The organism is Amycolatopsis iheyensis (genome assembly GCF_024703995.1).
Taxonomy (GTDB): Bacteria; Actinomycetota; Actinomycetes; order Mycobacteriales; family Pseudonocardiaceae; genus Amycolatopsis; species Amycolatopsis iheyensis.
The window spans coordinates 40,256-61,191 of the sequence record NZ_JAMXQV010000034.1 but is presented as its reverse complement, the minus strand read 5'-3'; the positions used below and the strand labels follow the sequence as shown (position 1 = coordinate 61,191).

The 20,936-nt window shown below is 71.5% G+C and carries 11 protein-coding genes; 5 read left to right on the top strand and 6 right to left on the bottom strand.

Annotation, left to right across the window (positions count from 1 at the left end):
- Positions 1–124 precede the first annotated feature (124 nt).
- Positions 125–5,035: a fibronectin type III domain-containing protein gene (locus M8542_RS43050; RefSeq protein ID WP_257926167.1), complete on the top strand. Its 4,911-nt coding sequence runs from the start codon at positions 125–127 to the stop codon at positions 5,033–5,035.
- Positions 5,036–5,041: 6 nt separating this feature from the next.
- Here the strand turns inward: M8542_RS43050 and M8542_RS43045 are convergent, their stop codons facing one another.
- Together M8542_RS43045 and M8542_RS43040 are read right to left on the bottom strand one after the other, a co-directional pair.
- Complete coding sequence (locus tag M8542_RS43045; RefSeq protein ID WP_257926166.1) at positions 5,042–7,498, bottom strand: NACHT domain-containing protein; 2,457 nt, start codon at positions 7,496–7,498, stop codon at positions 5,042–5,044.
- 223 nt (positions 7,499–7,721) lie between these two features.
- Positions 7,722–8,435, bottom strand: a complete 714-nt coding sequence (locus M8542_RS43040; protein ID WP_257926165.1) for a methyltransferase domain-containing protein — start codon at positions 8,433–8,435, stop codon at positions 7,722–7,724.
- 96 nt (positions 8,436–8,531) lie between these two features.
- Here M8542_RS43040 and M8542_RS43035 point away from each other — a divergent pair, with 96 nt between their 5' ends.
- The 3 genes from M8542_RS43035 to M8542_RS43025 are packed head-to-tail and all read left to right on the top strand — an operon-like array spanning position 8,532 to position 11,080.
- The gene (locus tag M8542_RS43035) at positions 8,532–9,521 is read left to right on the top strand and encodes an ABC transporter substrate-binding protein (RefSeq protein WP_257926164.1); all 990 of its coding nucleotides are present in this window, start codon (positions 8,532–8,534) and stop codon (positions 9,519–9,521) included.
- Positions 9,522–9,554: 33 nt separating this feature from the next.
- A complete protein-coding gene (locus M8542_RS43030) occupies positions 9,555–10,286 on the top strand; it encodes an ABC transporter permease (protein WP_257926163.1) in 732 nt (243 codons plus the stop codon).
- A complete protein-coding gene (locus M8542_RS43025) occupies positions 10,283–11,080 on the top strand; it encodes an ABC transporter permease (RefSeq protein ID WP_257926162.1) in 798 nt (265 codons plus the stop codon). The genes M8542_RS43030 and M8542_RS43025 overlap by 4 nt, the downstream gene beginning before the upstream one ends.
- A 33-nt stretch (positions 11,081–11,113) precedes the next feature.
- Here M8542_RS43025 and M8542_RS43020 read toward each other — a convergent pair whose 3' ends face one another.
- Together M8542_RS43020 and M8542_RS43015 are read right to left on the bottom strand one after the other, a co-directional pair.
- Entirely contained in the window at positions 11,114–12,733 is a 1,620-nt protein-coding gene (locus M8542_RS43020; RefSeq protein ID WP_257926161.1) for a tannase/feruloyl esterase family alpha/beta hydrolase, read from the bottom strand.
- Positions 12,730–14,136 (bottom strand): MFS transporter, encoded by a 1,407-nt coding sequence (locus M8542_RS43015; RefSeq protein WP_257926160.1) that lies wholly within the window; start codon positions 14,134–14,136, stop codon positions 12,730–12,732. Before M8542_RS43015 ends, M8542_RS43020 begins: the two co-directional genes overlap by 4 nt.
- Before the next feature lie 144 nt (positions 14,137–14,280).
- Between M8542_RS43015 and M8542_RS43010 the strand changes: the two genes are divergently transcribed.
- Complete coding sequence (locus M8542_RS43010) at positions 14,281–15,939, top strand: helix-turn-helix domain-containing protein (RefSeq protein WP_257926159.1); 1,659 nt, start codon at positions 14,281–14,283, stop codon at positions 15,937–15,939.
- A 351-nt stretch (positions 15,940–16,290) separates the two neighbouring features.
- Here the strand turns inward: M8542_RS43010 and M8542_RS43005 are convergent, their stop codons facing one another.
- Both M8542_RS43005 and M8542_RS43000 read right to left on the bottom strand, forming a co-directional pair.
- The gene (locus M8542_RS43005; RefSeq protein ID WP_257926158.1) at positions 16,291–17,895 is read right to left on the bottom strand and encodes a long-chain fatty acid--CoA ligase; all 1,605 of its coding nucleotides are present in this window, start codon (positions 17,893–17,895) and stop codon (positions 16,291–16,293) included.
- Between the two features lie 112 nt (positions 17,896–18,007).
- A complete protein-coding gene (locus M8542_RS43000; RefSeq protein ID WP_257926157.1) occupies positions 18,008–20,878 on the bottom strand; it encodes a glycoside hydrolase family 9 protein in 2,871 nt (956 codons plus the stop codon).
- Between the last annotated feature and the right edge of the window lie 58 nt (positions 20,879–20,936).

The following is a 20,936-nucleotide window of genomic DNA, read 5'->3' as shown; positions in this document are numbered from 1 at the left end:
ATGTCGCCGGAAAGTAGGCCCGTGCAGCGGATAGCCCGGCCGTCCGGCGCCGTCTAGGTTTTGGGTTCCGTGGTTCTACTGGGGGGAAGCCGGAATGCGCTGCTGGGGAATCCTCTTTGTGGTCGTGGCCCTTTTTCTCGGCGTTTTCGCGCTGCCCACTCCGGCCGCGCGCGCCGACGAATCCTGTCCGGACCTCTTGGTCCTCGGCTCCCGCGGGTCCGGAGAAAGCGCTACCGACGTCAACGGGCTCGGGCCGACCGTCGAGGAGTTCGCCCGGGAGTTCCGCACCGCCGCCGAGGCCGCGGGGAAGACCGTCGAAATCTGGGGCAACGGCGTGGCGCCCACGCCGGAGGAGACCGCCGAGCAGTACCCCGCTGTCCCGGTCAAGGGCTGGGAGGGCTGGGTCAACGGGCTCGGCGCCGGGGCCGCGGTGGGGACGGGAATCCTGGGCCGGTACAACGAATCGGTCACCAAGGGCGTGGCGAACCTCAAGCGCAAGGCCGAGTCCGTGATCTCGGCCTGCCAGGAGCGGACCCAGCTGGTCCTGTCCGGCTTCAGCCAGGGCGCCCAGGTCACCGAGACCGTCTACCGGGCGCTGACCTCCGCGCAGCGGGACCGGGTGCTCGGCGTCGCGCTGTTCGGCAACCCGCTGCTGAACGGGCGGTCACGGACCAGCCTCGGCACCCTGGACCGCAACCGCAACGGCCTGCTGACCAACTGGTTCAACAGCGCGCCCCCGGCGGAGTTCCCGGCGCCGTGGGACAAGGTCCGCTCGTACTGCCACGCCTTGGACCCGGTCTGCCAGGGCCTGCTGCGGTGGTCACTGCTCAACCCGCTCGTGAAGACGTTCGAGTTCGCCCAGCACGGCAACTACCCCACGGTCGGCGACGGCCCGGGGCAGGACACCTACCCGGTCGACGCCGCGAAGTTCTTCGCCGCGCGGGTGCGCCCGGCGCCGCCGTCGAGCGGGCCCGAGGCGACGATCACCCCGGTCGACGGCGCGGTTCCGGGGCAGCCCTTCGTCGTCTCCGCCGCCGAGTCGTCGGATCCCGCCGGGCGGCCGCTGAGCTACGCGTGGGACCTCGACGGCTCCGGCCGGTACGCCACCGCTTCCGACGGCGCCCTCCTGGAGACGTCGTTCGCCGCGGCCGGGGACTACCCGGTCGGGCTCAAGGTCACCAACGACGCCGGGCAGTCCGCGGTCGCGACCACTTCGGTGCACGTCGGTTCGCCGGGGCCGTACACCGGGCTGCCCGGGGCGCCGACGGCGGTGACGTGGGCGCCCGCGGCGGACCATGAATCGGCCACGATCAGCTGGCAGCCGCCGCTGGCCGGCCCGCCGCCCGCCGAGGGCTACGAGGTCGTCACCCCGGACGGGCAGCTGGTCGCGGTGGTCGACCACGCCGGAGCGGCGTCGGTGACGGTGCGGGACGACCAGCTGCCGCTCACCGTCGTCATCCGGGCCGTCAACCGCCGCGGCGCGAGCGTCGGCACGACGCCGATCCGGCTCTCCGTGCCGTCCGAGGTGATGGTGGTCGGCGACTCGATCAGCCAGGGCAGCGCGGGCGACTTCACCTGGCGCTACCGCTTCGACAAGCACGAAACCGCGGCCGGGGCGGACCTCGCGCTCGTCGGACCCCGCGACGACCTGTTCGACAACGTCGCGAACACCTGGAACGACAACCACACCTACGCCGATCCCGCGTTCGCGCAGCACCACGACGCGATCTGGGGCGAGTCGATGGCGGGCGCCGCCGCGCGCGTCGGGGACGATGTCGCGGCCCACCACCCGGACTACCTGCTGGTCCTGCTCGGGATCAACGACCTCGGGTTCGGCATGGCCGATCCCGCCGGGACCGAAACGAGCCTGCGCACCTTCGTCGCCAACGCGCGCGGCGCCGATCCCGGCGTCCAGTTCGTCTTCGGCACGCTGCTGCCCACCCAGCGCACGCAGAGCGAACCCGCCTTCGCGGCCTCGGTGGCCGACTTCAACGGACGTCTCCGCCGCGCCGCGACCGAACTGTCCACGATGGACTCGGAGATCTCCGTCGCGGAGCCGGGCCAGGACATCGTGCCGCAGGACGACCTGTGGGACGGCACGCACCCGAACGCGCGGGGCGAGGGCAAGATCGCCGCCGCGTTCGCCGACACGCTCGCGCGCGACTTCTCCGTCGGCACGGCCTACCCGCGGCCGTACCCGGCGGTTCCGCTCGGGCCGCGGGTCGTGCCCCAGCTGAGCGCCACGGCCGGGAGCGGGCAGGTCGACCTGTCGTGGACGCTCTCCCCCGGCGCCACCGGCTACTACGTGCACACCAAGGACGTCACCGCCGGGGAGACCGCGTTCACCCGGCTGCCCTACCCGGTCACCGGTCCACAGTGGACAGCCGGGTTGCTCACCAACGGGCACACCTACGAGTTCCAGCTGAAGGCCACCAAGGGGACGGCCGAAGGCGTGTTCTCCACCGTCGCGACCGCCACGCCGACCGGACCCGCGCCGGGCGTCGTCACCGACCTGACGGCGACCGCGGGCACCGGGTCCGCGACGCTGCAGTGGACCCCGGTCGAGAACGCGACGGGGTACTACGTCTTCCGCAAGAACGTCACGGCCGGGGAAACGACGTTCACGCAGCTGCCGTGGCCGGTGTCCGGCCCGACGTGGGTGGCGGAGCTGCTGAACGCCGGGGAGACCTACCAGTTCCAGCTGCAGGCGGTCAACGGTGGGATCCGCGGTGGACTGTCCAATGTGGCCACGGTGGCGATCACCGGCGCGACCCCGGCCGCCGTCACCACCCTGACGGCGACCCCGGGTGACGGACGCGCGACGCTGTCGTGGACCCCGGTGGCCAACGCGACCGGGTACTACGTCTTCCGCAAGAACGTCACGGCCGGGGAGACCGCTTTCATGGAGCTGCCGTGGCCGGTGTCCGGGCCGACCTGGGTGGCCGAGCAGCTGACTCCCGGCGCCACGTACCAGTTCCAGCTGCAGGCGGCCAACGGCCGGCTCCGCGGTGGACTGTCCAACACCGCCACGGCGACCGTCACCGGGCCCGCTCCCGCCGCCGTGACGGACCTGACGGCCGAAGCCTCCGGCGACGGCGAAGCGACGTTGTCCTGGACCCGGGTGGCCAACGCGACCGGCTACTACATCCACGTCAAGAACGTCAGCGCGGGCGAAACGGCCTTCACGAAGCTGCCGTGGCCGGTCGCCGGGCCGTCCTGGGTCAGCGCCGGGCTGGTGCCCGGGGCGCACTACCAGTACCGCGTCCAGGGCGTGAACGGAAACATCCTCGGCGCGCTGTCGAACACCGCCGACGTCACGCTGACCGGCACCCGGCCGCCGGGTGTCACCGACCTGCGGGCGACCGCGGGCAACGGCCAAGCGACCCTGGCGTGGACGCCGGTCGGCGGCGCCACGGGCTACTACGTCTACCAGCGCAACGTCAGCGCCGGGGAAGCCGACTTCACGCAGCTCCGCTACCCGGTGACCGGGTCGAGCTGGGTGGCGGCCGGGCTGACCCCGGGCGGCCGCTACGAGTTCAAGCTGCAGTCGGTCAACGGGCTGGTCCGCGGCGGCTTCTCCACCGTCGCGGGCGTCACGGCCGGGGGAACCACCCCGGGCGGTCCGGCCGACCTGCGGGCGACGCCGGGCAACGGCGCGGCCACCCTGACGTGGACGCCGGTCGGCAGCGCCACCGGCTACTACGTCTACCAGCGCAACGTCAGCGCCGGGGAAACCGGCTTCACCCAGCTGCCGTTCCCGGTGACCGGGTCGAGCTGGGTGGCGAGCGGGCTGACTCCGGGCGGCCGCTACGACTTCCAGCTGCAGTCGGTCAACGGGCTCCTGCGCGGCGGCTTCTCGAACGTCGCCGGCGTCACCGCGGGCGGCGTCACCCCGGCCGGGCCGGGCAACCTGCGGGCCACGGCCGGGGACCGCGCGGTCACGCTGAACTGGACCCCGGCCGCGAACGCCACCGCGTACTACGTCTACGTGCGCAACGCCAGCGCGCCCGAGCCCGGGTTCACCCGGCTGGCGTTCCCGGTGCCGGGCTCGAGCTGGACCGCGCGGGGCCTGGTCGCGGGCGCGGTGTACCAGTTCCAGCTGCGCTCGATCAACGGCTACCTCGAAGGCGGCTATTCGAGTGTCGTGACGGTGACGTCGGGCGGCGTCACGCCGGCGGGGCCGGGGAACCTCGTCGGGGTGGCGGCCGGCGGGGCCAACGGCCGGGTCGCGTTGTCGTGGACCCCGGCCGCGAACGCGACCGGCTACTACGTGTACCAGCGGAACGTGACGGCCCGGGAGGCCTTCAAGCAGCTGCCGTACCCGGTGACCGGGTCGTCGTGGAACGCCGACGGCCTCGTGCCCGGCGCGACCTACGAGTTCCAGCTGCGGTCCCTCAACGGCTACCTCGGCGGCGGGTACTCGAACGTCACGTCGTCGATCGCGGGCGGGTACATCCCGGCCGGGCCGACCAGCCTCCGTGCGGTGCGGGACGTGTTCTCGGTGACGCTGCTGTGGACGCCGTCGGCGAACACGACGGGCTACTTCATCTACATGAGGGACGTGACGGCGTTCGAAACCGGGTTCCACCAGCTGCCCTACCCGGTGACCGGGGTGTCGTGGACGGTCGACGGCCTCACGCCGGGGCACAACTACCAGTTCTACCTGCAGTCCCTCAACTACCTGCTCTACGGGAACTTCTCCAGCACCATCTCGGTGCAGCTGTGGCAACCGTGGACCAATGTGGACCACCGGTGTGACTGGCACGCCGAGGTGCCCCACTCGGACACCTACGTGCACGGCACCGGGTATCCGCCGAACCGGCGGATCAAGGTCTACTTCACCCTCGTCGAGACCAAGACGATCGTGCTCACCACGAGTGCGTCCGGGGAGTGGTACTACCAGAACGACCACGGGGCGCCGGTGTCGCCGGCGAGGGTGGTCGTCAACGACGAGGCCACCGGGAAGATGATCTCGAGCAACACGGGCAATTGCGGAGGTGATCCGGGGACGGGGCGGATGGAGGGTGCGCGGTAGCGGGGTTCACCACTCGGTGATTTCGACGACTCCATTGTGGACAGTTGCGTGATAACGGCGATACGGGCCGAAAGCGCCGTCGATCGTGTTCAGCAGTTCGGGTAGCAGGGTCGGGACGACATCCGCCGAGGGCAGTGGATCGGACAGCTCGATGAATCGCAGATCGCCGCCGAGTTCCCGCGCCTGGTCCGCCACTTTTCCGCGCTCCTGTGGGCTCATCCGGTCGAACTCGCCGACGACGAGCTTGATCGGGCCGGTGTTGAGCGAGGGCAGCCCCAGCAAGCCCGGGTTCTCGACGAATCCCAGACAGGCCGACGCCGGTCCGGCCGCCACCCGGTCCAGTTCGGCGATTCCGCTGTCCGGGCACGAAGGCGGCTGGGCGGCTCCGACCACGACTATCGCGGCGATTGCGCCCACGAACAACACCCCGGCCGTCACCGCTGACAGCTTCTTCCGCCACGCGCGCCGGGAAACCGCGGGCCGGGCCGTGATCACCAGGCGTTCCTGCATCCGGATGTGCCGGAACTGGTAGCTGCCGCCGGACACCCGCAGCAACCCGTGCTCGTGCGCTTGATCCAGAAACCTCATCAGGTTCAGCGGCAACCGCCGGCTCACCGCCAGGTTCACCCGGGCGAACCCGAACCGCGCCCACGGCCGCGCGAACAGGACGCACGCTCCGGCAAGCAGCCCGATCACGAAACTGACCCACGCGAGCGACGGCAGGTGCGCACGATCGACCACCCAGGGCAGATGCGATGGTCCCCCGAAGAAACTCCGGTCCAGCACCACCGGCTTGCCACGCCATTGCGCCAGCTGCTGCCCCACGTGGCGACCGACCACACCACCCCACGTCGCCGCGGGCACCGCACCCAGCGCCACCACCACGGCCACCATCGCGGCCGCGATCAGGCTCGACGTTCGCTCGTGGCGAAGCAGCTCACGAGGGGTGGTCACCGCTATCCGATGCCCGCGCGCAGTCCAATACCGGTGAATTTCCATGCCGATCCGGATGACGACACCCACGCCGACGATGACACCCGCCGCCGTACCGCAGACGACCAGCAGCTGGGACTTCGCATCCAGGACCAGCGATACCGTCACCGCGAGAAGGATCACGGCGGACACGTTCTCACTGCTGTCCCTGGAGAAGATTTGCTTCAACCGCCTGCGAACGACACCCGGGTCTCGCGCGACGGAAACCTCCTGGTTGTTTTCCGAAACTGAGGTGCCGAGCAGAAGAACACCCGCCCACACCCCGAAAATAACAGGGAAACCCGGAAGATCGCTCAGGAAACTGAAATCCGAGTCGGCATTCGACAGGCCGGCAGACGCCATGGCAACACCGCCCCCGAACCACAAGGCCAGAAACGGAGCGAGTATCCACTGGCAGATCGGGGGCGCCCAGCCACCCAGGTGCCACCACGAAAAGTTGCGCTCGCCGCGCCCGTGCAGCTGCTCCGCCATGAAAGTCAGCCATTCGCGAGCCGGCTTCCGCTCGGTCTCCCCCAGGCTGTCCGCGAGCACGTCGACCAGGCGGTCTTCCAACGACAGCCGGTTGTCCAGCTCGGGGTCGTGCAGCAAGGGCCCCGGGTCGGCCGTCCGGAAGCCGGCGACGAAGATCGACAACATCAACGGCGTAGACAGGGCGCTGGTCAGCGGGCCGGCCGCGTTCGCCTGGACGTGGTCGATCACCGCGGACCACGCGCTCGGGCACTGATCAGTGGTGCGCAGGTGATGGGCGATTCCGCGGGGCGACAGCGGTTCCACCTGGACGACCGGTGCCCGCAACACCACCGGTGCCCCGGCGGCCAGCACGTCGGTGTAGTCGGCCGAGCGGCAGGTGAGCACCACGGGCCGAGGGCCGCGGAGGGTGTCGTTGATCCGGCTGACCGCGCGGCGGCGGACGTGCTCGGGGAGTTCGTCGAGACCGTCCAGGACCGGCAGGATCAAGCCGGCCGCCAGCAGGGCCTGGGGAATCCGCTCGTCGCCGGTGAAGTTCTCTTCGGCGAGACTGCGCGTCAGCCACGTGTCCAAGCTCTGCGCCACCGGATCCCACGACGCCAGCGACAGCAGGACCGGCACCCGCCCGCCCGCCACCCGGGACCGCAGCAGGCCGACCGCCAGCGCCAGTGCCAGGAAGGTCTTGCCCGAGCCCGGTTCGCCCAGCAGCACCAGCCGGTGGTTGGGCACTCCTTCGAAGCCTTCGGCCAGGCTGGTGGCGGCCTGGTCGACGTTTCCGCCCAGCACCCCGTTGAGGCGGATGTTGACCGGCAGGTCGGTGCCCACCACCTCCGCGGCCGGCGCGGCCACCGCGTCGCTGCGCTGACGCCAGGTCAGCGGGATGATGCGGCCGTCACCACGCCCGGCCCGGTGTTCGAGCTCGGGTTTCCACCGGCGCAGCAACGCACCGGCGAGCAACGCGGCTTCCTGGTCGTGGTCGATGGCTTTCTCACCTTCGAGCACCCACCGCAGCAACGTCGTGAAATCCCGAACACGGCGATCACGGCCGACAGCACGCTGCTCAGCGAGTCGTTGGTCTGCAACGACGCGTTGAGCAGCGAGAACACGATCACGCCGCAGGTGATCGAGGCGAGCAACGCCAGCGGCACCCGCCACGCACGTCGGCTTCTCGACGGTCTTCTCACGGCGTTCACTCCCCAACCGGTCGTGCGCGCCGCCACGGCTGTTACATCGGAGGCGGCAACACGCCGATCGTCAGCATGGCGTCGCCGCCGCGCTGGAACTCGTAGCCGACCCGCCGGACCGTCGTGGGCAGGCCCGCGGCCGCCAGCTCGGCGCGGACCGGCGCCAGCTCCGGGTTCTCGGTCATGCCCATCGGCACCAACGGGAACACGCGCACCTCGCGGCCGACCCGCGCGAGCTCGCGCAGGCTCGCCACGTGGAACTCGCGGTCGAACCGGTCGGCGTAGCTGAACAGCAGGTGCGAACACAGCACCAGGTCGAACCGCCCGTCCTCGAACGGCAGCGTGGGCAACGCCGCGGGCACGTAGTTCCGCGGGTGCGCGGCGCGGTCGGCCGCGAACAGCTCCACCGAACGGGTCCGCGACTCGAGGTAGTGGTCCGGGTCGCGGAAGTACGTCCACACGTACTCTTCCGGGTTGGCCTGGTGGTAGGCGTAGCCGCGGCCCAGGCTCTCCAGCGCCGTCTCGCGGACCTGCTCGACCGGGCGCTCGTACACCGGGTCGCACGCCGTCGCGGTGCCGCCGGCCGCGTTGACCTCCGCGGTCAGGCTCGCCGCGCCGCCGGGGCAGTCGAGGATCCGGCCGGCGAGGTCGGTGTCGGTGAGGGCGAACATCCGGCGGTACTCGTCGAGCGAGCGCGAGCTGACGAGGACCGCGCCGATTCTGTTCTCCGGGCGAAATTCGTCCGTTTCGGGCATTGCCGACCCCCCAGCAGTCCGGTCGGATATTTTCACATTTTCCCGCTGCCGGACAAGAACCACCCGGTAGTCTTCCCCCGAGCCAGGGAGGGGTTTATGCGTGCATTCCGGCGGTGGATCACCGCCACAGTCACCGTTGTCGCCGTCGCCTCGGTGGGCGGGTGCGGCCTGCTCGGCGGGTCGGACGACACCGCGGGCGGCAACGACAAGGTCGAAAAGTCCACCGTCAAGGTCGGCATCATCCCGCAGCTGATCGACATCGCCGGCTTCGAACGGGCCCGCAGCGCCGGTTACTTCGACGCCGAAGGCCTCCACGTCGAGCTGGTCACCATCAAGAGCGCCACCGAGGCGGTGCCCAAGCTCAAGACCGGCGAGCTGGACTTCGCCTTCGGCAACTGGACGTCGTTCGTCGCGGCCCAGGCCGAGGGGGCCGCCGACCTGCGGGCGGTCGCGGACGGCCTGCGGGCCAAGCCGGGGATGACCGCGCTGGTCGCGATGCCGCAGTCGCCGATCGCCTCGCCGAAGGACCTGGCCGGCAAGTCGGTCGGCGTCAACGCGCTGGTCGGCAACGTGACGCTCACCAGCAAGGCCGTCATCAAGGCCGCCGGGGCCGACCCGGGGCAGGTCCGGTTCAAGGTCATCCCGACCGCGAACGCGCTGAACGCCCTGCAGACCGGGCAGATCGACGTCATGTCGCTGCAGGAGCCGAACCTGACCATGGCCAAGCAGAAGCTCGGCGTCAAGGTCGTGGCCGACCGGGCGACCGGGCCGGTCGCGGACTTCTCGATCAGCGGCTACGTCGCGCCGGCGGCCTTCGTCGCGAACGACCCGAAGACGACCGCCGCCTTCGCCCGCGCGATGGCCAAGGGTCAGGGCGACCTGGCCGACGACCAGACCGTCCGCAAGACCTTGCAGGACTACGCGAAGATCGAACCCGCGGTCGCGCAGGCGGTCGCCACCGGAGTGTTCCCCGCCGCGGTCGACCAGGCCCGGCTGCAGCAGGTCGCCGACCTGATGCTGACCTACGGCGACCTCAAGCAGAAGTTCGACGTCGGCCCGATGGTCTACCGGGCGCCGGCGTCGTAGGTCATGCGCCGGTTCCTCCGCCGCCTCACCGGGGTGGCTGTGCTCCTCCTCGCCTGGGAGGGGTTCAGCCGCTCCGGCGTGCTCGAGCGGGAGTACTTCCCGCCGCCGTCCGAGGTCGCCGTCGCGCTGGCCCGGCTGCTCGGCGAGCGTGAGTTCCTGCTCGACCTGGTCGCGACGCTGCTCGCGTGGCTGCTCGCGGTGGGCCTCGCCGTGCTCGTCGCCGTGCCCGGCGGGCTGCTGCTGGGCAGCATCCCACCGGTGCGCGCCGCGGTCGGCGCGGTGATCGAGTTCCTGCGGCCGATCCCGGCGATCATGTGGTTCCCGCTCTTCTCCATCATCCTGGTGGACGGTCCGAACACCAAGATCGCGCTCGCCGCCTACGCCGCGATCTGGCCGATCCTGTTCAACATCGTCTACGCACTCGGGGAAGTCGAGCCCGGGTACGTCGAAACCGCGCGGTCGTTCGGGCTGGGCCCGGTGGCGATCCTCCTGCGCGTCAAGCTGCCCGACGTCGTGCCGTTCGCGATCACCAGCCTGCGCATCGGGGCGACGTTCGCGTTGCTGGTGGTGGTGTCGACGGAGCTGGTGTTCGGCGGGGAACGCGGCATCGGGATCTACGTCGTCCGGTACGGCGAGGAGAGCGGCCGGTTGGACATCGTGCTCGCGGGCGCCGTGGTCGCCGGGGTCCTCGGGTACCTGAGCAACACCGCGTTCGCGGCACTGCAACGGAAGTTCGTCGCGTGGGCGCCCGGGGAGGCGCGATGACCGAGGTGCCCGCCCGGCTGGTGACCGGGGCGCTGCGGCGGTGGGCGGTGTTCGCCGGCTGCCTGCTGGTCTGGCAGGCACTGACCGCGTACTTCGACGACGTGTACTTCCCGACGCCGGTCGAGATCGCCGGGAAGATGCGCGAACTGTGGTTCGCCGGCCCGGTGAGCCACCTGTTCCTGACGAAGGTGGCGATCGAGAACATCGGCCCGAGCCTGGGGCGGCTGCTAGCCGGCTGGCTCATCGGCGGCGCGGTCGGCGTCGCGTTCGGGCTGGTGCTGGGCCGCTCCCGCGCCACGCTCGACTACGCCGACGCCATCGTCAACTTCGGCCGCGCGCTGCCGGCCCCCGCTCTGCTGCCGGTCTTCCTGGTGCTGTTCAAGCTCGGCACCCCGGTCCAGCTGGCGACGATCGTGTTCGGCGTGGTGTGGCCGGTGCTGCTGAACACCGTGCAGGGCGCGCAGTCGGTGGACCCGGTCATGGTCGACACCGCCCGCGTGTACGGCGCCCGTGGGACACGGCTGCTGGTCACCGTCGTCCTGCCGGCGGCGCTGCCCAAGATCTTCGCCGGCCTGCGGATCGCGCTCGGCCTGTCCCTCGTGCTGATGGTGATCTCCGAGCTGGTCGGCGCCACCAACGGGATCGGCTACCAGTTCCAGCTCGCCGGCCAGAGCTTCGACCTGACCGCGGTGTGGGCGTGGATCGCACTGGTCGGCCTGCTCGGCAACCTGCTGAACTGGCTGTTCCTGGTGGTGGAGAGGCGGGTGCTGGGCGGGCGTCAGGAACCGAGGTAGCGCAGCACCGACGCCGACCGCCGCAGGTAGCCCTCACCGCACGCAGGCGAAGCTCGAGGCCTGGCCCGGATCGCCGCCGCGGTAGCGCGGCCAGGCCGGGTAGGCGCACAGCGGACGGGTGCGGTCGTGGGCCTGGTCGGCCACGACCGGGGCCGCCGGCGGCCGCCCCTGCGCCACCCAGCGCTCCAGCGCCGAAAGCGAGTCCCAGCCGGCGGCGAACGCCGGGGTGCCGAAGTTGGCGTGGTTCGCCCCCGGCACTACGTAGTACCGCAGGAACGCGTCGGTCAGCCGGGGTCCGGCCACGGCCCGCACCCGCTCGTAGTAGTCGCTCGTGGAGTACGGGGAAACCAGTTCGTCGGCCGCCCCGTGCAGCAGGAGGAGCTTGCCACCGGCGCGGGCGAACGAGCGCAGGTCCGCGTTGTTGCGGTCCTCGATCGTGGACAGCGCGCTGATCCGGCCGAGCCACTTGCCGGGCCGGCGCGGGTCGAGCGAGAGGGAGTCGTGGTCCGGGTCCCGGGTCAGGAAGTACTTGACCCACTGGTCCCAGTACTGCATCCCGTAGCCGCTCGTCGCCGGCATCGGCCGGGCCGGCGGGGTGGTGCCGAACCCGAGGAACGGCGTCCGCATGTCCGCTCCGGACAGGACCGGGAAGCCCGGGTACGCGGTCTCCCCGCTGGCGATCCGGTACGGCCACCGGAACGGCGACGCCACGGCGGTCACCGCCCCGATCTGCGGATCCGACAGGCAGGCCGGGCCGGTGTCGGCGCCACCCGGGCAGCGGAGCGCGCGCGGGTCGAAGTGACAGCCGGCCGGGTTCGAGACGACGCCGTCCGCGAGCCCGTCCCCACCGTCGCACACCTTGATGACGCTGGTGTAGAGCAACGTCTGCTTCTCGACGCCGGGAAACGCGCCGGGCCGGGACAAGACCTGCGCCAGGTGACCCAGATCCAGGATCTCGGCCATGTTGTTCCACGCCGGGTAGGCCGAAATCACGCCGTCGAACGCCGTCGGCCACCGCTGGGCCACGACGAGGGCTTCGCGGCCGCCCGTCGACCCACCGGCGAAGAAGACGTCCGCGGGCTTCGCCGCGTACCGGTGCCGGATCAGGAACAAGCTCGCGTCGAGGGTCTTCTTGAGGGCGTCCCCGGCGGCGAAGTTGGTCAGCGCTTCGTCGTGCACGCCGAAGGAGCCGTCCAACGACGGCGGGGCCGCCGGGTTCTGCTGGTGGCCGGAGTCGCTCGCGAACGTCGCGTACCCGCGGGCGAGCGGCACCGGCCGGCCGGCCGGGCCGAAGGGCACGTTCGCCGTCAGGTCGGGGATGGTGCCGTCGAAGCCGCCCCCGCCGAACATCAATGCCTTGCGGTTCCAGTCTTCGGGCAGGGCGACGCGCATCTTGATCGCGGGCGCGGCCGGGTCGACCGGCCGGAGGTCGGCGTCGACCTGGCAGTACTGCACGGTCTTGCCGCTGACCACGCTGGTCAGCAGGGCGGCCGCGGTGACCTGGCCGCCGTTCGTCGGCAGGCTCATCACCGACGCCGGGATCGCCAGCCCGGCCAGGCCGGCACAGCTCGTCGTCGTCGCGCCGGCCGCGGGGCCGGCCATCGTGGCGGCCAGGACGACCACGGCCCCTGGCAGGGCCAGCCGGCGGATCATTCGGGCCTCGCCTCTGCGCGGTAGAGGTGCGCGCCCGGGATGGCGTGCGGGTCTTCGCGGACCTCGGCGGGGTTCGTCTCGGGCAGGAACCACGCGCTGGCGAAGGTGATCAGGCCCATCACGGTGATGTAGACGGCGACCGGCACGGTGCTGCCGGTCTTCGCGATCAGCGCCGTCATGAGGAACGGCGTGCCGCCGCTGACGATGATCGCCGAGAGCTGGTAGGCCAGCGACGCGCCCGAGTAGCGGACTTCGGGGGCGAAGAGCTCGCCGAGGAAGCTCGCGATCGGGCCGTAGGTGATGCACTGGAACGCGAACCCCACGGCCACCGCGACGAAGATCAGCGGCAGCGAAGCGGTGTCGACGAGCCCGAAGTACGGGAACGCCCAGACCGCGACGCCCAGGCCGCCGATCAGGATCAGCGGCCGGCGGCCGATCCGGTCCGAGAAGTGCCCGGACCACGGGATGGCCAGGAGCATCGCCACGGAGCTGATCAGCACCACCGCGAGCAGCGCGTCCCGCTGGAGCTTCAGCGTGCCGGTGCCGTAGCTCAGGAGACCGGAAATGCTGACGTAGAAAAGACTGTTGGTGGCCGACAGGAGCCCGCAGCCGAGCAGGATGGTCACCCACTTGCGGCGCAACACCTGGGCGAGCGGCGCCCGCACGACCGGGCCTTCCCGGCCCGCCACCTCTTCCCGCAGCCGCCGGAACTCCGGCGTGTCCTCCACCTTGGCCTGGATGTAGAGCACCACCCCGAACATCACGACGCTGAGCAGGAACGGGATCCGCCAGCCCCAGCCGAGGAAGTCCGCGTCCGGCATCAACCCGCTGGCGGCCACGAAGATCAGGTTCGACAGGATCACCGCGACCGGGACGCTGGTCTGCCCGAACGTGCCGGCGAAGCCGCGCCGCTTGGGGCTGGCGGATTCGGTCAGCAGCAGGACGATGCCACCCCATTGGCCGCCGGCCGCGAGACCCTGCACGAACCGCAGCGTGACCAGCAGGATCGGCGCCAGCGAGCCGACGGCCGACGCCGTGGGCAGGCAGCCGATCAGGAAGGTCGCCGCTCCCATCACCGCCAGGCAGGCGACGACGACCGGCTTGCGGCCGTACTTGTCGCCGAGGTGCCCGGCGAGCACGCCGCCGATCGGGCGCGCCACGAACCCGGCCCAGAACGTGCTGAACGCCAGCAGGGTCCCGGTGAGCGCGGACGAGTGCGGGAAGAACACCTTGGGGAACACCAGCGCGGCCGCGGTGCCGTAGAGGAAGAAGTCGTACCACTCGATCGAGCTGCCGATCAGCCCGGCGGCCAGCAGCTTGCGGAACGCGCGGCGGCGGGTCGGGGACGAGCCGGCGCCGACCTGGCCGGGCTGTCCTTCGGGTTGGGTGAGCGGGAGTGCCATGGACGCCGCCTTCGTTGGTGAGCGAGCCAGGTGATGGCGGTCATGGTAGGTCGCGGTTACGCTGCGGCCGGAGGTGTGGACCACCCACTCCTCACCCCGCGGCGGTGGGCCTTTCGTCCACCCGGTCGCGCAGAAGGAGGCGTGGTGACCGAGGAAGCACCGCTCGCGCGCCGGCAGCGGGAGCTGGCGTCGTTGTACGCGACCGTCAAGTCCCTCACCGCGCTCGGCGGGCTGGACGAGGTCCTGCAGTCCATCGTCCACCACGCCCACGACCTGATCGGCACCGACTTCACCTACCTCTCGCTGGTCGGCGCGGACGGCAGGCTGTCGGCCCGCGCGTCGGACGGCACGATCTCCGCCGAGTTCCTCGCGGCGGCCATCCCGGCCACGGTGGGGCTCGGCGGCAAGGTGCTGGCTTCGCGGAGCCCGCATTGGGTGCGCGACTACGCGTCCTCGACCCGCATCCAGCACGACCCGGACTTCGACCGGCTGGTCGGGACCGAGGACCTGGTCGCGCTGCTCGGGGTGCCGCTGGTCATCCGGGGTGAGGCGGTGGGGGCCCTGTTCGCCGCGTACCGCTCGGAAAGGTCGTTCCAGGCCGACGAAATCGCGTTGCTGAACGCGTTCGCCGACCACGCCGCGGTCGCGCTCGACAACGCCCGCCTCTACGAAGCGAGCCGGACCGCGTTGCAGGAGCTGCAAAGCGCGTACCGGAAGATCGAGCGGGCGCAGGCGATCCACGAAGCGCTGACCGGGGTCGTGCTGGCCGGCGGGTCGCCCGACGACGTCGCGCACCTGCTCGCCGACCAGCTCGGCGGCAGCGTCGCGCTCCTGGACCGGGCGGGCGAGATCGAGCTGGCCGACGCCGTCGAAGCCGCCCGGCGCTCAGGCCGCTGCACGGTGGCCGCCGGCCTGAGCGTGGCGGCGATCCAGGCCGGCGACAGCTATCTGGGCGCCCTGGTGTGGCGCCGCGACGGCGTTCCGGACGACACGGACGTGCGCACCCTCGAACGGGCCACGCACATCCTCGGGCTGCTGATCCTCAAGGAGCGGGCGGTGGCCGAGGCCGGCGAACGGGTGAGCGGCGAGCTGCTGACCGAGCTCCTGCTCGGCGGCCCGGGGATCAGCCCGGCCCAGCGCACCCGCGCCCGGGCCCGCGGCATCGACCCCGACCGCCTGGACCTGGTGCTGGTCGCGGACTCCCCCGCGGTGGCTTCGCCCGACCTCGCCCGCCACCTGCACGACATCGCCCGGGACTTGGGCGGGCTGGCCGGCGAACACCTGGGCCGCGCAACGCTGTTGCTGCCGGGCGACGACACCACGGTGCCGGAAGTCCACACCAGACTCCGCCGGACGCTCGGCGCCCCGGTCCTGGTCGTCGGCGAACGGGCGGCGGGCCACGACTGGTCCCGCGCGTTCTCGCTCGCCGGCCGCTGCGGCGCGGTGCTGCGTGCCCTCGGGCACACGGACACCGGAGCGACCACGCGCCAATACGCGTTGTACGCCATGGTGTTCGACGCCGAGCGGGCCGGCGAGCTCGACCACTTCCTCGCCGGCACGCTCGGCGCGTTGCTCGACTACGACGACCAGCGCGGCACCGAGCTGGTGGACACCCTGGCCGCCTACTACGACCACCGCGCGAACGTCGCGGCGACGGCCCGGGCGTTGCACGTGCACGTCAACACGCTGCTCAAGCGGCTGGACCGCGCCGGCACGGTCCTCGGCTTCGACTGGCGCCAGGGCAACGACCTGGAGCTGCAGCTCGGCCTCCGCCTGCACCGGCTCCGCGCGACGATCGGCTAGGAGCTGTCCTACAGGTCATCGGAGCCAGAGCACGATGGCGGCGATGGTGAGTCCGGCCTGGCAGTAGGCAGCGCGTTTGGCGTAGCCGGTTGAAGCACCGTTCGACCACGTTGCGCTGCTTGCAGACCTCGGCATCGAAGACCGATGGTCGCCCGCCGCGAGAACCCTTGGCGGCGCGGCGGGCGGTCTGATCGTCCCGCTCGGGGCTGACGAAGGTGATCCCGCGGTCCCGCGCCCGGGCCCGAGGCGGGCGACGCTGATGCCGTCCAGTAGCGGCAGCAGTTCTGGGTTGTCGCCGGCTTGGCCGGCGGTGAGCAGAAACCGCATCGGCATGCCAGGGCCTCGTGGCTCCTAAGCGATCCGCTCCCGGAGGTCGAGCTTCGAAAGCTTGCCGGTGCCCGTCTTCGGCAACGCGGCCAGGAACACGAACTCGTCGGGCAGCCACCACTTCGCCACCAACGGCGTCAAATGCGCCAGCAGGTCGTCGGCCGTGGTGGCGCTGCCTTCGCGCAACGCGACGTAGGCGACGGGCCGTTCCATCCACCGCGGGTCCGGGCGGGCGATCACCGCCACCTCCACGACGTCGGGGTGGGCGGCGATGGCGGCCTCCAGCTCGACCGAGGAGATCCACTCGCCGCCGGACTTGATCAGGTCCTTGATCCGGTCCACCAGCCGCAGGTAGCCCTGCGCGTCGAGGGTGGCCAGGTCGCCGGTGCGCAGCCAGCCGTCGCCGGTGAAGCTGCCGGCGGCGTCCACCCGGAAGTAGCCGCCGGCCACCCACGGGCCCGCGACCTGCAGCTCGCCGACGGCCCGCCCGTCACACGGCAGCTCGGCGCCGGTCTCGACGTCGACGATCCGGACGTTCACCAGCGGCAGCGGCTGGCCTTGCGCACCCCGCACGGCCACCTGCTCCGCTTCGGTGGCGTCCCGGTGCTGGGACCGCGTGCCGCCGATGACCCCGACCGGGCTCACCTCCGTCATCCCCCAGGAATGGGTGATGGGGACGCCGATCGCGGCCCGGTAGGTCTCCGACAGCGCCGGCGGGACGGCGGAACCACCGCCGAGCAGGAAGCGCGTCGCGCTCAGGTCGTGCCCGCCCAATTCGGGCGCGAGACTGGTCCAGACCGTGGGGACGGCGCCGGCGACGGTCACCCGCTCGGCCGCCATCAACCGCAGCAGATGTGCCGGATCCGCCGACGCACCGGGCAGAACCAGTGCGGCGCCCGCCATCATCGCGCCGTAGGGCAGGCCCCAGGCGTTCGCGTGGAACATGGGGACGATCGGCAGCACGACGTCGCTTTCGCGGAGGCCGATCAGGCCGGCGGCGAGGGTGCCCAGGCAGTGCAGGACCGTGGACCGGTGGCTGTAGAGCACGCCTTTGGGCGGCCCGGTCGTGCCGGAGGTGTAGCACAGGCCGGCGGCCAGGTTCTCCTCCGCGAGCGTGAAGGCGGCCTCGAACGACCCCGCGAACGGCTCGGCCGCCGAGATCAGCGTGTCGTAGTCCAGGATCCGGGGGTCCGCGGGGATCCCGGTGTCCGTGCCGTCGGGCAGCACCACCCAGTGCCGCACCTTCGGCAGCCGGTCGGCGCTCGGCCAGATCCGCGGGAGCAGCCCGCGGTCGACGAACACGACGTCGTCCTCGGCGTGGTCGACGATGTATTCGAGGTGCTCGGCGGAAAGCCGGATGTTGATCGAGTGCAGCACCCGCTTGGTGGCCGGCACGCCGAGGTAGAGCTCCAAGTGGCGCCGCGTGTTGCTCGCGAACGTGCCGACCCGGGCCCCGGCCGGGACGCCGAGGGAGGCCAGCGCGGTGGCGAGGCGGCGCACGGTGCCCATGACCTCGGCGTACGTGCGCCGTTCGCCGGCCGTCACGACTTCCTTGTGCGCGAAGAGCCGCTCGGCCCGGTCCAGGATGTGGGCGATGGTGAGCGGCCGCGGCTGCATCAGCCCGTCCATGATCGTCTCCGTCGGTCGTCGGGTTTCCCGGCGACCTTAAGCGCGCTCACGGGACGGAGAAGAGGGCGGAACATCCCACTGATCCGCCCTCTTCGGTGGCGACTACCTCCACTCAGCCACAGGTCTTCCCGTCCACCGTGAACGCGGCCGGGTTCGGGTTGGCCCCGGTGTGGCTGCCGTTGAAGCCGACCGATGCCGCCTGCCCCGGGGCGAGCGCGCCGTTCCACGGCAGGGCCGTGGCCGTGACGTCCGCGCCGGACTGCGTCCAGGTCGCCGACCAGCCCTGCGTCACCTTCTGGGTGCCCGGGAAGGTGAAGCCGAGCCGCCAGCTCGTCCAGGCCGTGGTGCCGGTGTTCTTCACGGTGACGGCAGCCGTGAAGCCGCCGTTCCAGGTGTTCGCCGTGTACGTCACCGCGCAGCCACCGGCCGGGGTCGCCGGCTGGGTGGTGAACCGCGCGGACGACGAGTCCGGGCCCGCTAGGCCGACGCCGTTGCGGGCCACCACGACCAGCGTGTATGCGGTCGACGGTGTGAGGCCCGTCAGCGTCGCGGTCGTGCCGGTGACGGTGGTGAGGACCGTGCGCGCCGAGCCGTCCACGCGGACGACGTCGTAGTCCTTGACGCCGCTTTCCGGGTCCGAAGCCGCCGGCCAGGTCACCGTGGCTCCACCGCTCGACACCGCGGACACGACCGGGGCGCCGGGCGCGCCGGGCGGCGTGGTGTCCACTGTGGACGACGACTGCTCTGCGGTCCACCCGGCCAGCCAGGCCAGCGCCGAGTTCCAGTTGATCGCGACTTCGTTCACCGAGTACGCCTGGATGTCGTCGACGAAACAACGCTGCGGCGCGCAGCCGGCGAGCAACCGGGCCGCGGTCGGGTCCTGCAGGCCGCTGTTCGGGCCGCCGGATAGCGCGCCGGGTGGCGCGGTCGGCAGCGACGCGTCCAGCTCGTGCGCCCAGAACCGGTGGTGGACGTTGCGCACCGGCTGGTCGCCGTGGCCGGAGACGTACGAGTAGTTCGCCGGGTTGCGGCCGAGCAGGTAGTCGAGCGCCGCGAACGCGCCGGCGCGGTACTTGTCCTGCCGGGTGAAGTCGTAGGCCAGGGCGAGCACGACGCCGTTGTTGGCGACCAGCCCGTTCGAGCCCCATTCGTAGGAGCCGTCGGCGGTCCGGTACGGCGCCGGGTAACCCATGGCCGCCATCCGGGTCAGGTGGGCGTCGGCGGTCGTGGTGATCGCCGCCCGGGTCGCGGCGACGTCCGCGGCGGGGAGGTCGGTGGGCACGATCGCGAGCGTGATATCCCCGAGCGCGCCGGTGGCCGCCCAGTCGAAGCCGTGCGTGGTGAAGCTCTTCCCGCGGTAGAGCGCGGATCCGGTGACGTCGGCGCGGTACGCGCTCTTCCCGGTGGTGGCGAACAGCTCCGCGGCGGCCCAGTAGAACTCGTCGGTGACGGTGGAGTCGCTGTAGGTGCCGCCGCCGGTGCCGTCGTTCGGATCGGCGAGGACGTCCGGGTTGGCTTTCGCGGCCGCGTAAGCCTTTTCCGCCGCGGCGAGCAGCTTCGCCGAGTACGCGGCGTCGATGGTCCGCCACAGCCGCGACGCCTGCGCCGCGACCGCGGCCGTGTTCAGCGTCGCGGCGGTGCTGGGCGGTGACAGCCGGCGCGGCTGGCTGTCCTGGTCGGGCCGGGTCGGCAGCGACGTCCACTGCGCGTCGTGGATCTTGTGGTGCACCATGCCCGCGTTCGGCTTGCCGTCGGGCACCTGCATGGAGAGCAGGAAGTCGACTTCCCAGCGGGCTTCGTCGAGCAGATCCGGCACGCCGTTGGCGCGCTCGGGGATGGCCAGCGTGCCGTCGCCGAACGCGCTCGCGTCACCCAGCCGCAGCGCGCGTTCGTACTCGTCGAGCAGCTCCCACGCGGCGATGCCGCCGTTGACGACGTACTTGCCGTGGTCGCCGGCGTCGTACCAGCCACCGCGCACGTCGAGGGTGTACCCGCAGTTCAGGTCCGACCGGCACGGAACGTTGTCGTCGCCCTGGTTCGGCGCGACGTTCACGTGACCGGCCGGGCGTGCGTAGGCGGCGCCGACGTACGCGGCGTCGATCGCGATTCCGCTGCGCTGGTGGTAGAAGAACGCCAGCGAGTCGTACCGAAGCCGCTGCGGTCCGGCGGCCGAGATGTCGAACGGGAAGCTGGTCTCGCCCCCGACGCTCAGCGTGTATCCGGTGCCCGCGGTGTCGTAGGCGGAGAAGTCGATCTCGTGCACGTTCTCACCGGACGCGGCGTCCGCGCCCCGCGGCCGGGTCTGCCCGGTGGCCATGGCGGCGCCGGCGGAGTTCTTCAGCGTCCAGGTCTGCGCGGTGGCCGAGTCGCTGACCAGCGTGGCCCGCTTGGGCAGGCCCGGGACGTAGCTTTCCTGGTTCACCCGGATGCCGCTGGTCGGCGGCAGTCCCCCGGGCGGCACGATTCCGCCGACGAGGGAGATGTCGTCCAGGCAGACGGTGTTGGCGGCGGCCTGGCCGCCGAACCAGAACGCCAGCTGCCCGTTGCCGGCGGCCGGGAAGTCCAAAGTGGACGTGAAGGTGACGGTGAAGTGCTGTTTCGCGGGAGTGACGGTCAGCTCGGTGCGTGAGATCTGCCGGTAGGGCGACACGGCTTCGCCCGCGACGGCGGAGATCTGCTGGGCGGTCGTCGCGTGCGCGTCGAAGGACAGGGTGTACGGCTGCCCCGCTTCGAACGGCACGCCGTTCTGGCCGGCGAGCGCGTCGTACCCGTTGGCGGTGCCGCCGGGCACGTCGGTGCAGAACTCCCCGGCGGTGACGTGCCCGGTCGTGCCCGCCCCGGCCCACCAGGGGTCGAGGGTGCCGCCGGAGAAGGTGCCGTTGAGCAGCCGTTCGTAGTCCGCGGCCGCCGCGGTGGTCCCGGTCAGCCCGAGGGCCACCACGATGAGCAGGACCGGCCCGGCCCGCAGCTTTCTTGCCCGCATTCGCCATCTCCTCGGCTTCGTCGGCGTGCTGATGGTGATCCGGACTGAGAGCGCTCCC

Excerpts from the sequence above, each read along its gene's own strand:
- M8542_RS43040 (WP_257926165.1), bottom strand. The coding sequence starts at position 8,435 with ATGCCCGAAACGGACGAATTTCGCCCGGAGAACAGAATCGGCGCGGTC.
- M8542_RS43035 (WP_257926164.1), top strand. The coding sequence starts at position 8,532 with ATGCGTGCATTCCGGCGGTGGATCACCGCCACAGTCACCGTTGTCGCC.
- M8542_RS43025 (WP_257926162.1), top strand. The coding sequence starts at position 10,283 with ATGACCGAGGTGCCCGCCCGGCTGGTGACCGGGGCGCTGCGGCGGTGG.
- M8542_RS43020 (WP_257926161.1), bottom strand. The coding sequence starts at position 12,733 with ATGATCCGCCGGCTGGCCCTGCCAGGGGCCGTGGTCGTCCTGGCCGCC.
- M8542_RS43015 (WP_257926160.1), bottom strand. The coding sequence starts at position 14,136 with ATGGCACTCCCGCTCACCCAACCCGAAGGACAGCCCGGCCAGGTCGGC.
- M8542_RS43005 (WP_257926158.1), bottom strand. The coding sequence starts at position 17,895 with ATGGACGGGCTGATGCAGCCGCGGCCGCTCACCATCGCCCACATCCTG.
- M8542_RS43000 (WP_257926157.1), bottom strand. The coding sequence starts at position 20,878 with ATGCGGGCAAGAAAGCTGCGGGCCGGGCCGGTCCTGCTCATCGTGGTG.